Source organism: Acetobacter tropicalis, from assembly GCF_001580915.1.
Taxonomy (GTDB): Bacteria; Pseudomonadota; Alphaproteobacteria; order Acetobacterales; family Acetobacteraceae; genus Acetobacter; species Acetobacter tropicalis.
Genome location: NZ_LHZQ01000222.1, coordinates 50,400 through 63,577, shown reverse-complemented (window position 1 = coordinate 63,577; position 13,178 = coordinate 50,400). Strand labels below are relative to the sequence as shown.

At 55.0% G+C, this 13,178-nt stretch carries 13 protein-coding genes and 1 tRNA gene; 9 read left to right on the top strand and 5 right to left on the bottom strand.

Going from position 1 to position 13,178, the window contains the following annotated elements:
- Nucleotides 1-114 precede the first annotated feature (114 nt).
- Both AD944_RS15135 and AD944_RS15130 read left to right on the top strand, forming a co-directional pair.
- Nucleotides 115-1,155, top strand: coding sequence for a cysteine synthase A (locus tag AD944_RS15135; protein ID WP_045542954.1), 1,041 nt, complete (start codon nt 115-117; stop codon nt 1,153-1,155).
- Nucleotides 1,156-1,228: 73 nt separating this feature from the next.
- Nucleotides 1,229-1,750 carry a DUF3574 domain-containing protein gene (locus AD944_RS15130; protein ID WP_052427228.1) on the top strand — a complete coding sequence of 174 codons (522 nt, stop codon included), beginning with the start codon at nt 1,229-1,231 and terminating at the stop codon, nt 1,748-1,750.
- 124 nt (nt 1,751-1,874) lie between these two features.
- On the opposite strand, the gene guaA is transcribed toward AD944_RS15130, so the two are convergent.
- The gene (gene guaA, locus AD944_RS15125) at nt 1,875-3,476 is read right to left on the bottom strand and encodes a glutamine-hydrolyzing GMP synthase (RefSeq protein ID WP_045542953.1); all 1,602 of its coding nucleotides are present in this window, start codon (nt 3,474-3,476) and stop codon (nt 1,875-1,877) included.
- Between the two features lie 220 nt (nt 3,477-3,696).
- Between guaA and AD944_RS15120 the strand changes: the two genes are divergently transcribed.
- From AD944_RS15120 to AD944_RS15100, 5 genes are all read left to right on the top strand, one after another.
- On the top strand, nt 3,697-4,164 hold the full coding sequence (locus tag AD944_RS15120; RefSeq protein ID WP_052427227.1) for a TMEM14 family protein: 468 nt from the start codon (nt 3,697-3,699) through the stop codon (nt 4,162-4,164).
- A 74-nt stretch (nt 4,165-4,238) separates the two neighbouring features.
- Nucleotides 4,239-4,315, top strand: a tRNA-Arg gene (locus tag AD944_RS15115).
- A gap of 237 nt (nt 4,316-4,552) precedes the next feature.
- A complete protein-coding gene (locus tag AD944_RS15110) occupies nt 4,553-4,966 on the top strand; it encodes a hypothetical protein (protein ID WP_045543039.1) in 414 nt (137 codons plus the stop codon).
- Between the two features lie 97 nt (nt 4,967-5,063).
- Nucleotides 5,064-5,465 (top strand): Ivy family c-type lysozyme inhibitor, encoded by a 402-nt coding sequence (locus tag AD944_RS16490; RefSeq protein WP_236709261.1) that lies wholly within the window; start codon nt 5,064-5,066, stop codon nt 5,463-5,465.
- A 166-nt stretch (nt 5,466-5,631) separates the two neighbouring features.
- Nucleotides 5,632-6,522, top strand: coding sequence for an MBL fold metallo-hydrolase (locus tag AD944_RS15100; RefSeq protein ID WP_201785455.1), 891 nt, complete (start codon nt 5,632-5,634; stop codon nt 6,520-6,522).
- 70 nt (nt 6,523-6,592) lie between these two features.
- On the opposite strand, the gene AD944_RS15095 is transcribed toward AD944_RS15100, so the two are convergent.
- Nucleotides 6,593-7,993, bottom strand: coding sequence for a lytic transglycosylase domain-containing protein (locus AD944_RS15095; RefSeq protein WP_236709260.1), 1,401 nt, complete (start codon nt 7,991-7,993; stop codon nt 6,593-6,595).
- A 212-nt stretch (nt 7,994-8,205) separates the two neighbouring features.
- Here AD944_RS15095 and AD944_RS15090 point away from each other — a divergent pair, with 212 nt between their 5' ends.
- Nucleotides 8,206-9,804, top strand: coding sequence for an L-lactate permease (locus tag AD944_RS15090; RefSeq protein ID WP_045542950.1), 1,599 nt, complete (start codon nt 8,206-8,208; stop codon nt 9,802-9,804).
- A 157-nt stretch (nt 9,805-9,961) separates the two neighbouring features.
- On the opposite strand, the gene AD944_RS15085 is transcribed toward AD944_RS15090, so the two are convergent.
- The 3 genes from AD944_RS15085 to AD944_RS15075 all read right to left on the bottom strand — a co-directional run bounded on the left by AD944_RS15085 (nt 9,962) and on the right by AD944_RS15075 (nt 11,923).
- Nucleotides 9,962-10,264: a putative quinol monooxygenase gene (locus AD944_RS15085; protein ID WP_035377882.1), complete on the bottom strand. Its 303-nt coding sequence runs from the start codon at nt 10,262-10,264 to the stop codon at nt 9,962-9,964.
- 135 nt (nt 10,265-10,399) lie between these two features.
- Nucleotides 10,400-11,326 carry a TPM domain-containing protein gene (locus AD944_RS15080; protein ID WP_145912870.1) on the bottom strand — a complete coding sequence of 309 codons (927 nt, stop codon included), beginning with the start codon at nt 11,324-11,326 and terminating at the stop codon, nt 10,400-10,402.
- A gap of 3 nt (nt 11,327-11,329) precedes the next feature.
- Entirely contained in the window at nt 11,330-11,923 is a 594-nt protein-coding gene (locus tag AD944_RS15075) for a LemA family protein (protein WP_035378161.1), read from the bottom strand.
- 240 nt (nt 11,924-12,163) lie between these two features.
- Between AD944_RS15075 and rfaD the strand changes: the two genes are divergently transcribed.
- A complete protein-coding gene (rfaD, locus tag AD944_RS15070) occupies nt 12,164-13,144 on the top strand; it encodes an ADP-glyceromanno-heptose 6-epimerase (protein WP_061474882.1) in 981 nt (326 codons plus the stop codon).
- Nucleotides 13,145-13,178: the final 34 nt, after the last annotated feature.

The window sequence follows — 13,178 nt, the reverse complement described above, 5'->3', positions numbered from 1 at the left end:
GGTGGACTCTGCCTCTGTCTGCTCAGTTCTACTTTTTCAAGAACGGAAAAGCAGAGCCTTGGGCTAGAGAGAGAAAGAAGCCTGAGTCCGTTGATAAAAAGAAGGTGCAACTGGATGACTGAAAGCGCAATTCCCGCCTCCCTTCCCGGCTGGGAATCACCCTCCGCAGATATGCCCGCAGCCGTTGGTGGCACGCCACTGGTCCGGCTGCGCAAGGCATCGGATGCTACGGGATGCGACATTTACGGCAAGGCCGAATTCATGAACCCTGGTGGGTCCGTGAAAGACCGCGCTGCCCTTGCCATTATTGAAGATGCTGAACGCCGGGGCATTCTGAAACCCGGCGGCACCTTGGTAGAAGGCACAGCGGGGAATACAGGCATTGGGCTGACACTGGTTGCCAACGCACGCGGATACCGCTGCATTATTGTTATGCCGGAAACCCAGAGCCGTGAAAAAATTGATTTTCTGCGCATGATCGGCGCAGACCTGCGACTGGTACCGGCCAAACCCTATAAAGATCCGGGCAATTATGTGCACGTCTCCCGCCGTCTGGCGGAAGAAGGTGGATATGTGTGGGCCAACCAGTTTGACAACCTTGCCAACCGTGAAGGGCATCGCCTGACCACCGCCCCGGAAATCTGGCATCAGTTGGACGGCAAGGTTGATGCCTTTACCTGCGCCTGCGGAACTGGTGGCACATTGGCTGGCACGGCCATTGGGCTACATGAAGCCGCTAAAAAGGCAGGTGTAAAAACACCCCGTATTGTGCTGGCTGACCCTGAAGGTTCGGGCCTGTATGGCTGGGTTAAAAGCAATGATCTGTCCGTAACCGGTTCCTCCATTACGGAAGGCATTGGTCAATCTCGTGTTACGGGTAATCTGGAAGGGGCTCCTATTGATGACGCCGAGCGTATTCCTGACCCTGAAGCGCTGGAAATTATCTACAGCCTGCTCATTGATGAAGGACTTTCTGTTGGGGGATCATCCGGCATCAACGTGGCATCCGCCATTCGTACCGCACGCAAAATGGGGCCGGGCCACACAATTGTGACCATCCTGTGCGATGGTGGTGCGCGTTATCAGTCTAAACTGTTCAACCCGGAATTTCTGCGCGGCAAAGATCTGCCCGTAGCACCGTGGCTTGATAGATAAAGGATAGACTGTGCCTGCCAGATTCAGATCAGATTTACTTTCTCATCTTCTGGCAGGGAGCGTCATGTTAGTCATGTTGAGCGCCTGTGCCGAGGAAAACGCTCAGCATGACCCTGCACCGCATAATCCCCATCACACACTCTCTACGCAACTTGGCGGACATTCTTTTCATCCCCCCAACACCGCACCAGACGTTTTTTCTGCCACGCACGAAAACGTTGAGCAGGAGAGCCAAGCACGCTCTACTGTCTGCTCTGCCCTGAAAGCTGAGCCCACGCTGACACTTACCCTGATGTTTGGGCTAAAACGTCCTCAGGGGGCGGATATTACGCAGCACGAATGGCAGGAGTTTGTAAAAACTACCATCACCCCGCGCTTCCCGTCCGGTCTCTCCATTCTTCCAGTTGAAGGGCAGTGGCAGGACAGAGTGACAGAAAAAATTGGCCAGGAACCTTCCCGCTTTGTTCTAATCTCCGCGCCCGTTTCCACTCCAAACCTGTCTCAAAACATCGCGGAAATCCGGTCCAGTTATCAGCACCGTTTTAATCAGCAAGCCGTGGGCGTGACAATCACACCTTCCTGCTCGGCCTTTTAGCTACGATGGCCTAAGCCTGACCGAAAACCAAAAACGGCTTGCCAGATTTTTCATCCGGCAAGCCGCCTGAAATATGGGCATCAGACCAGACTGCCATAGACAGTCTGGATCTGCGTGGATGCTCTTATTCCCACTCAATCGTGCCGGGCGGTTTGGACGTAATGTCATACGTAACGCGGTTAATACCGCGCACTTCGTTGACAATACGGCTGGATACCCGATTCAGGAAGCTCATATCAAATGGATAAACATCAGCCGTCATGCCATCCGTGCTGGTTACGGCACGAAGGGCGCAAGCCTGGTCATATGTGCGGCCATCCCCCATCACGCCCACCGTTCTTACAGGCAGCAATACGGCGAATGCCTGCCAAATGGCATCATACAGCCCTGCCGCACGAATTTCTTCCAGAAAGACAGAATCCACACGCCGGAGCAGATCAAGCTTTTCGCGTGTGATATTGCCCGGAATCCGGATAGCCAGCCCCGGCCCCGGGAACGGATGACGCCCTACAATGGTTTCAGGAATATCCAGTTCACGGCCAAGGTCACGCACTTCATCCTTGAACAGTTCACGCAGGGGCTCCACCAACTGCATGTTCATGCGTTCCGGCAGACCACCCACGTTATGATGAGATTTGATGGTAACGGACGGACCACCCGTGAAGCTGACGCTTTCAATCACGTCCGGATAGAGCGTGCCCTGCGCGAGGAACTGCGCACCACCCAGTTTGACAGCTTCTTCTTCAAACACTTCCACAAACAGGCGACCAATGGTCTTGCGTTTGATTTCAGGGTCTGTCACGCCATCCAGCGCGTTCAGGAACAGATCAGACGCATCCCGGTGCACAAGCTGAATGTTGAAACGGCCACGGAAGGTTTCTACCACTTCCTCGGCTTCACCCGCGCGCAGCATGCCATGATCAACAAAAATGCAGGTGAGCTGGTCGCCAATGGCTTCATGGATCAGCACGGCTGCCACGGACGAATCCACCCCACCGGAAAGACCGCAGATAACGCGGCCACTGCCCACCTGTTCACGGATGCGGGCTATTTCCATGTCGCGGAAACCGGCCATGGTCCAGGTGCCCGTGCAGCCTGCTACATTATGAGTGAAATTCCGCAGCAATGCGGCACCGTGCGGCGTATGCACAACTTCCGGGTGAAACTGCACACCATACAGGCGGCGGCCTTCATCAGCTATCACGGCGAACGGTGCGCCTTCACTTACCGCCACAATACGGAAACCGGGAGGCAGTTCCGTTACACGGTCCCCATGGCTCATCCATACCTGTTCACGGCCGCCACGCGCCCATGCGCCACGGAACAGAGCACAATCTTCCACAATATCAACAAAAGCCCGCCCGAATTCACGGTGGTCAGAGCTTTCAACCTGGCCGCCCAGTTGCAGGCACATAGCCTGCTGGCCGTAACAGATGCCCAGAACCGGAATGGCCATTTCAAACACCACTTCTGGAATACGGGGGGCATCTGGGCTGATAACGCTGGCCGGACCACCAGAAAGAATAATGCCGCGCGGCGCAAAGGCCCGAATACGATCAGCATCCGCAGTAAAAGGCCAGATCTCGCAATACACGCCGCTCTCACGCACGCGGCGGGCAATAAGCTGTGTCACCTGACTGCCAAAATCCAGAATCAGAATACGGTCCTGATGCAGGGTTTCATCCAATTGGGCGGAGGCAGCGGGCATGGTGTTCTCAACAGACATGAGCTACTGGTCTTTCTGGTCAGCGCCTGAACGGCTTTTCAGGTAAAACGCAACCGCCATGGCGCAAGGCAGTTGCGTGCTAAAAAGCGGATATAAAGCGGCTCAGCCGTGCCGTCACCCTATAAATAAGCTTTTTCCCTGCCAATCAGCCTTACACACGAAGCGTCGCGCCGTCTTGCGTCACACGCGCTGCCACCACACATCTAAGTTCAACAGGAGTGTGTTCATGATAACAGATGCAGCCAACCACCAGCCTTCCCCCACCAAAAGCCGGACATCCCTTCCCTCTCTAGCTGCGGGTCTGACCGTTATTATCGCCCTCTGCACGGCAGCAGGCTCCGCTGCGGATGATCCGTATGGTGACTGGATTGGCACTCTGGTTACGGATCAGGGCCATAATTGCCCCGTTAACAGCACCTCCCTGCTGCAGATCAAACCCAAACGCATGATCTTCAACCCGGAGATGGGGTCACTAGTTCTGCGTGGCAAACCAGACAAGGCAAAGCAGCATTATCATGCCCAGCTTGTGATGGAAGACGCAAACCACAAGCCGCTCCCCATGGTTTTTGAAGCGCATCCGGTGGGGGACACGTTTGAAGGCGTGTACGGCACGCCAGAATGCCGAGCCCATATCACGCTGAAAAGGCCGGAAAGCCGCAGCTGGAAAAACTTCCTCGGGAACGACTGATAAAAAAAATCATAAAAATTTCAAAAGGGGGGTTGCCAGCCCCCCCATATCTCGACTAGAAACCGCCTCACGGCGCACCCGTAGCTCAACTGGATAGAGCACCAGACTACGAATCTGGGGGTTAGAGGTTCGAGTCCTTTCGGGTGCGCCAGAATTTTTCCGCAAAATTCAAAAACGGCGTTTCAGGCAGACATTCTTCGATAATGTCTTCTTCTGCAGCAGACTGATCTCGGTAGTCAGCCTTCTGCCTCTCACTATCTCCAAAATGAAAATCTGGACGGAATATTTGCCGCATCCGCTCCATTGGGCATACTCTCCCACAATGTGGGCTGGAGACCTGTTTTCCTGAGCCCGGTTGCCTGATGTGAATGGAAGTTATCGCACCCTGATGAGACAGAAAGCAGTGGTATGCACCGTGGCATGCCTGCTCCTGACCAACTGCCACAGCCTTGCCCACAAAGCCCGGACAGAGCTTATCGGCCTGACCCGCCCAGAACTTCTTTCCTGCGCAGGCGTTCCTGATGCTGACGAAACACGGGACGGTCAGGAAGTGCTTGTATGGAAACAGGATCAGAATGTGGATGGCGGTGTTTCTGTCAGCACCCCATTCCTGATTGGGGTCTCCATAGCAGGCCGTGGCACATGCCATTTTGTGGCAACCCTGCGTGACGGAAAAGTCAGCCGGGTTTCCTACACCGGACCATCCCAGACACTGTACGGCCCCCTTGCCGCCTGTGAACCCCTGATCAGGGACTGCGAGAAATATGCACGAACAGAACGTGCCTCAGCGGTTTCCCAATAACGAGCCAGATCTTCCTTACTCGCTCACTCTTCCTATAATGCAGAATATGTTTCTGTGCGTAGAAAGAGAGCCTGGACCAGAAATGAAAGAGAACCCGGTGCGACCCATTATAATTAGCCTCCTCACGCTTTGCCTCGCTACACCAGCCCTCGCGCAAAATGGCACTTACACAGCGGAACTGGCACATAGTCCAAAATTCGCCAAAGCCTATCAGGAAATGACACATCTTCCCGCATGGGTAACAGGCACGGATGCGGTTTCCGTTCCCACCAAATCCATCACGCTCGCTGGTCATTCCTATATTGTGGGGCATGTATGCAAACCTCATGATTGCGGTGACAATCAACTGGAGATTGTCTTTTCTGACAATGGAAAAGCCGCATGGGGTCTTCTTTCACGCGTTTACGGTAAAACCGTGTATCAGATGCCTTTAGGTGAGCCCGATGCTACCATTCTGGATGCCCTGCAGGCCTCCTACCGCGCCAACAATCCCAACTAAAAAAAACCTATCCATGTCTTTTACAAAAAGCATTTTCTGCGCGCTCCTTGCTGCCATTGCAGGACATGCTTTTTGGGCACAGCCGGGCCGGGCAGAAGGCAATACCTCTCGAGCAGCCCCCTGACAGAACGGGTTTGATATTCTGGTTTTAGGCGCACGTGGCGGAGTGCAGGACGGTAATCTTTCTGCCTACATGATTATGCCGTATGGAGACCATCATGCCATCATGTGTGATGCAGGAACCCTTGTGAACGGACTAAATGTTTCTGACCACCTTGGAAAATTGACTGATTTTTCTGTAGAAAACACAACACCCCTTACGCCAACAGGCTATATGCTGCATCATGTTATTCAGGGCTATCTGATCAGCCACGCTCATCTTGATCATATTGCAGGTCTTGCCATCAGTGCGCCTGATGATACGCCCAAGCCCCTTTATGCGCTTCAATCCACTGTGGATGATCTAAGCCACTCAGTATTCAACTGGCGCATATGGCCTAATTTTGCAGATCAAGGTAGCGCCCCGTTTCTGAAAACCTATACCTATCACCCATTGATGCCCGCCCAGCCCCTCCCCCTGCAAAATACCGCCATGGAAGTCACAGCATGGCCACTTAGCCATGGGCCGGTAATCTCCACAGCATTCCTGATAAAATCAGGATCAAACGCGCTCCTATATTTGGGTGATACAGGGCCGGACTCCGTAGAAAACACACATCGGCTCAAAACACTCTGGCATGCTGTGGCGCCGGATATTCAGAACCATCAGTTAAAAGCCATCATTATAGAATCCTCTTATGATAACAGCCGGCCAGACAAGACTCTTTTTGGACATATGACACCCAGATGGGTGTTAAAAAGCCTGCATGATCTGGCTCAGGAAACGGGTAAGGCCACCAGCCTTCAGGGGCTTACGGTGTTGATCAGCCATATCAAATACACCTTGACCACAGGCAAGAAGATACAGGACACTACCAGACGGGAACTGGATGCAGAGAACGATCTGGGGGTGAAGTTCGTGATTGCAGAACAGGGGTTACGCCTGCACGTACAGTAAAAACAGCGGAATTTTCCAACTCTGTATGCAATTTTCTATTTCAAAAATGGTGTTCAGCAGGCGGAATTATTCAGCTTTTTCTAACCGGAATACACGGAACAGACTGGGCTTGCAGGATCTGGCACACTCCAGAGGCTCCCTGCGTATTTTCAGCAACCAATTGTGCCCGGTAAAAGGATTTTCCTGAAACCGAGACAGAGGCTACCTTGGGTGTCGCCCTTAAGGCCCGTGCAGCGAGCACCCGCGTGCCGTGATCTGCAACCCGCCGGGCCTCCGCATAGGAGGAAAATGCTCCCACCTGCACCATTGCCCCGGTTCCCGTTCCTGGCATGCTGGCAACAGAAAAATCAGTTTTCTGTCTTGCAGAAGGCAAAGTCAGCGTATGCACAGGCCGGCCCGCTGCATCCAAGCTGGTTTTTAGGGCAGCCCCGTAAGGTGCTATCGCAACAGCAGGCTGAAGGCGCGCTGCGGCTTCATGCTTTTCAAGAGCCAGAGTAGCAGGCTGCCTACCTGTACCTATATTGCGCGAGGAGGATGTAAGCGATGCCATCTGAACCTGCGCCCTTTCAGCCTGCGTGGGAAAAACAGCCGGATCTGTCACAGTCTCTGAAGCAACCTGCACGGGTGAAACCTCGGGAGTACTCGTATCGGGCACAGGATCAGGATGAGGGATATCCCTGTCCATCAGGCATGGGCCTGTTGGATCATACGCAGCATTAGGATCACGCAGGCATCCGTCGGCAGTGCGTGTCAGGTCAGCGCGGGCATAAAAGGCATCAGGCTCGGTGCTCGTCGCACCTGTTTCAGTTGCCGGTACCGGAGCCCACCGGCCTCTTACTGCCACACCTCCGCCAAGATTAGGCGTAATGGCCGCAACATAGTTCACTGTTTCATCTGGCAACGGACGGCCAGAATTCAGATAAGCATCCACTCTGTCCGGCCCGGCATTATAGGCTGCCAGAAAACCCGGTGCCCCGTATCGGTCATACATCTGGCGGATATAAGCCGCCCCGGCCCGAATATTGTCTCTCGGATCATACGGGTCTGAGCCCAGACCATACTGGCTTTGCAAATCTGCGTAGGTGGCGGGCATGAGCTGCATCAACCCCATAGCCCCCGCACCCGATGTTGTCAGTCCGCCGTTAAGATACTGTTTACCACCCGATTCCTGATGCATGACGGCCCTGATCCATGTCTCTGGAATGGAAAAACGCCGAGCCGACTCCTGAATATACGGCCCCCACGGATCACTGGCCGGACCGGGTGCGCGATATGTTGGGGAGGATGGACGCGCCACAAAGCCTCTGGACGCCCACGCTTGCGAAACCGACTGATACAAACTGTAAGACGCAGCATGTCCGGAAGCAGGTAATATAGAGGCTCCTACGCTCATCAGGGCGAGCAGCGCACACGCACGCCGTCCATCGCTCTGTAGGCGAGCCTGCCGTCTTTGCTTGTTACCCCTGCGCATTGCCGTACACCATTGTCTGCCTCCGCCCCGTGCGGGCCATACACTGTTGCCGCATATCTTTCCGGCAAATTTTCGGCAGCCTGCACAGTTGGCGCACCCCTAAGCTGCAAGCCTCATCACACATAAACGTGACGTTACCTTTAGCGCATACCAGCCATTATACTGTGCGACCTTCCTCTTGCAGGAAGCAACAATGACTTGAAGAGCCGCTCATGTTCACCCAGCCTCTTGCGCCTGTTGGGAACAATCTTGTTCTCTCTTTTCTTCTTGCCGCCTCACCTATTATCATCACCCTTATTCTGATGGGCGTTCTACGCCGTCCGGCATGGCAGGCCACGTTGGGAGGGCTGATTGTTGGCCTCATCATGGCCATTGCTGTGTGGGGAATTCCCTCCTCGCTGGCTTTTGCAAGCGTCAGCAACGGTATGGTATTTTCCATTCTCCCTGTCATGTGGATCGCGCTCAGCGCCCTGTTCCTGTTCAACATCGCTATCCAGACAGGCCGTTTTGACGCCTTCCGAATGTGGATCATCACCCACCTTCCTAATGACAGACGCATCATGCTGGTGGTTCTGGGCTTCTGTTTCAGCGCCGCGCTGGAAGGGGTTGCCGGGTTTGGCACACCGGTTGCCATTACCAGCGCCCTGCTGATCATGCTGGGATTTCCTGCGCTGGAAGCGCTGACCTATGTGCTGATTTTCAATTCCGCGCCGGTCGCTTTTGGCGGATTGGGCATCCCCATTACCGTTCTGGCGTCCATTACCGGTCTGCCCGCCACAACGCTCGGCAGCACAATCGGCCTGCAACTTGCTCCTTTTGCCTGCCTGATTCCGTTCTACGTGATGGTGCTTTACGCAGGCTGGCGCTCCGTCAAGCAGTTGTGGCCTGTTCTGCTGATTGCCGGCAGCAGTTTTGCCATCACCATGGTCGTGGTTTCCACATGGATCACCTACAGCCTCAGCAACGTGCTTTCTTCCAGCATTTCTCTGGTTGTCACCATTCTTTTCCTCAAAGTCTGGCAACCTGCACCGGACCCCGCCTATGCCATTGATGAAACCTTTCTGACGCAGGCTCCTGTTCAGAAGGGAAACTGGAACGGCCCGCACTGGCAGGGCTGGATTCCGTGGATTATCGTTATTCTGGTCGTAATTGTATGGGATTCCCTGCACATCGCCAAAATTGGTGCAACGCCGGTCCATTGGCCGGGGCTGGATCAGCAGGTCTTCATTTCGCTCTACCAGAAGCCTTACGCTGCCGTATGGAATTTTGAACCTCTGGGCACCGGCACCGCAATTCTGGTTTCCGCGTTGCTGACAGCTCTGGTGACCGGCATTTCCCCGCAAAAATTCTGGGCTGCGCTCAAAACAACGGCCAGGCAGGGCTGGCTTGCCGTCATTACCGTAGCGCTCACTATCGGGCTAGCCTTCCTGATGAACTACTCAGGCATGACGTACACACTCGGCTATGCCGTTGCCTCTACAGGTGTGCTGTTCCCGTTTGTGTCTGTTTTTCTGGGATGGATTGCCGTTTTCCTCACGGGCAGCGATACGTCAGGCAATGCTCTGTTCGGCAATTTGCAGGTTGCCGCCGCCCACCAGCTTTCTCTGGACCCCGTGCTGTTTGCATCCGCCAACTCTTCCGGCGGGGTGATGGGCAAAATGATTTCACCCCAGAACATCACCACTGGCGTAGCTGTCACCTCCCTTAAAGGACAGGAAGGGGTGGTGCTGGCCCGCACCTTCAAGCACAGTATTTTCCTTACCCTGCTGATGGGCCTTGTGGTGGTGTTCCAGCAATACGTCCTACGCTAACACTGCCTTGAGCCTTACGGTACGGCGATAAAAACGCACAAAAAAACCGGGTGGGGCCATATGCCCCGCCCGGTTTTTTTCTTATTAGCCTTCAGTCTGCAACCCCATGGCCGGAGGCTCTTGCCTGTCCTGTGGGGCTACCTCCCTTATTTTGTTTTTATTCAGCTACCAAAGGCTGGAGAATACGCACTGAAAGCGGCTCTGCCACCTTGTCCTTCAGGCTTTCAGCCAGCACCTTGAAATGGGGCGTTTCCATATGCGCCTGCAAGGCAGCACGGCTGGCCCATTTTTCAATAAAAATAAAGGTCTGCGGGTCATCCAGATCACGGTTGGGAACGTACTGGATGTTGGTTGCTTCTGCGCGTGACTCTGGAACACAGGCCGCCATGGCATCCGCCACACTTTTTTCCTGCCCCTTCTTGGCCTTTACAACAGCCACCACAGTAATTTCCTCAGACATCCTTTTCCCCTGTTTAGAGAGACTGCGTGAACCATCGTGCAGCAGCCTATTCTGCTGGCTTTTCACACAGCCTCATAGTCAGTTAGCAAGCGCATCCTACGGAAAGGCGGAGCGGATCACCACCGCACTGTGCTCTCACCAGCTATCCCGTGCGCCGCCCCCGCCGGAATCCCCTCCGCCGGGCCGGAATGGATCAGATGGCCCACTGCCTCCTCCACCGCCGCCACGGCGGCCCCCACCGCTTTGCAAAAACGCAGAGAGAAGATTGAGGCCTATATTCAACGCCAGAGACCAACCCGGGCTGGGTTGACGGTTTTCCGGCGGCACATATCCACCCGGATACCGCATGGCCCGCTTTCTGGCGCGGCGCATCATGATGAAGGGCAGCACAACAAACAGGCCAATCACCACAACCAGCCCCACAAGGGCTTCCACCGCATCTGTTGACGGATCAACCTGCGATGCCGCACTCACACTGGCAGGATTGGACGGTTCGGCATGAACCAGAATATCTGCCAGCGCATCCACTATTCCGTTCAGCGCCTGCGCATACTGGCCTGCTTGAAGCGCTGGCCGTGCGGCGCGAAGAATGTCAGAACTCTGAAGATCCGTCAGAACGCCTTCCAGTCCGTATCCCACTTCTATGCGGGACTGACGGTCCGGAATATCCAGAACAATCAGAACACCATTATCTTCCCCCTTGCGGCCCAACCCCGTGGCGTGGAAGGCCTCATTCGCATAGCTGTCAATGTCATCCACATGCCCCGGCAGAGATACGGCAATCTGCGGATGACCGGGAAGTGTCTGGGAGAGAGAAAACAGCTTGTGGGTCAACGCCTCCGCATCCTGCGCGGAGAGCACCTGCTGCGGATCATTCACCCATTGGCTTAATGGAGCGGCGTCCTGCGCCTGTGCTGGCAGCAAGGATAAAACCCCCGCTACCGAGAGAACGCACAGCGCCAGAGCAACGCGGAACACGCCGCATAGAATACGCACAGGCCGGAGCACGACATCACGGGATATGGAAACCTGCAACATGGCCTGCGCCCTACTGAACAGCACGGATCAGTGCTTGGAGAAATCAACCACCGGCGGTGTCTGCGCTGCCGGAGAAGCTTCATAATAAACGCGGGTATGGTAGCCCAGAATGCCAGCCAGCAGATTACCGGGGAAACGCGCTACTGTCTGGTTATAGGCCAGAATGGCCTGCTGCAGCCGCTGGCGTGCAACGGTAATGCGGTTCTGTGAGCCTTCAAGCTGCACCATCAGGCGGGTAAAATCCTGATTGGCCTGCAACTGGGGGGACTGTTCCACCACAGCGTTGATGGCCTTGATTTCCTGTGCGTTCCGGGTCTGTGCCTCCAGAATTTTTTCCTGCAGGGTTTTGTCATCCACAGTGCGCGGATCAATCTTGTTCAGCGCAGTCTCACCCGTGCGGGCCCCCGCATAATCTGTCAGCGTGTCATGCTCATGCGTGGCATAGCCCTTTACCGTATTCACCAGATTGGGAATCAGGTCAGACTGGCGCTGCACTTCGTTCTGCAACTGCCCCATCTGTTCCTGCACGCGCTGATCCGCGCTCATGAACCGGTTATAACTTGTTCCAAATATAAAAATCAGACCGACGATGAGAATCGCGGGAACAAGAAGCTTCTTCATCAAGAAATCCTTTAGAAACGGATGGAGTGCCCCAGATACCAGAGCCATTCAAAACCCTGTGGAGGCCCCATTACGCCCTTCATTAAGACAAACCCGGCTCAAAAGCCCCCAAATTCTGCATTTCCCGCCCTATTGGCGCGTTTTGATGCAGCCACACCACAGAAGCCATAGATAGCAAAAAGCCCTCTATGGCCCTTGTCGGGTTGGAGGCTGAGGCTGAGGCCTTTATACTCTGCTTCCATGATTATCATTACCGGTGGCGCCGGTTTCATTGGCTCCTGTCTTCAAGCTGCCCTTACCAAACGCGGGCTGGATACTCTTGTGGTGGATTGGCTGGGGTCCGACCTGAAATGGCGGAATCTGGCGCGGCATGCTCCTGCCCGACTCATCCCGCCGGAAGAACTTGACGCTTTTCTGGAGACCAACCCCAAAGTGGACGCGGTCTTCCATATGGGAGCGATCAGTGAAACCACCGCGCGGGATGCGGATCTGGTGTGGCGCACCAACATCGCCCTTTCCCGCCGCCTCTGGCACTGGTGTGCGCGCAATAACACCCGCTTCATCTATGCCTCCTCCGCTGCCACCTATGGCGCGGCAGACAGACCGGAACTGTTTTCGGATGACCCCGCCAAGCTGAACACGCTTGAACCGCTGAACCTGTACGGGTGGTCCAAGCATGTCTTTGACCAACACGTCATGAAAGCACTGAAGCAGCGCGCTCCACGGCCTCCGCAATGGGCGGGGCTGAAGTTCTTCAACGTTTATGGCCCTAACGAATACCACAAAGGCAAGATGATCTCTGTGGTGAAGGTAAAGTATGATGAAGTGATGGCCGGAAACCCGGCCCGCCTGTTCCGCTCTGATCGCCCGGACATTGCCAATGGTGCGCAGGCGCGTGATTTCATCTGGGTGGAAGATGTGGTGAAGGTCATGCTCTGGCTGTATGACAACCCCGCCGTTTGCGGCCTGTTCAACTGTGGCAGCGGCACGGCGCGCACCTATCTGGATCTGGCCCACGCTGTGTGTGATGCGGCAGGCGTTGCCCGCAAAGTGGAGTTCATAGACATGCCGGAAAGTTTGCGCGGACAGTATCAGTCCTACACACAGGCGGACCTTACGCGCCTGCGCGCGGCAGGCTATACGGAGGCGTTTACACCCCTTGAAGAGGGAATCCGCCGGTACGTGCAGGACTATCTGGCCACCGGCAATCCGTACCTGTAACGCCTGCCCTTCCTCCTCAGCCCTACTGGATCAT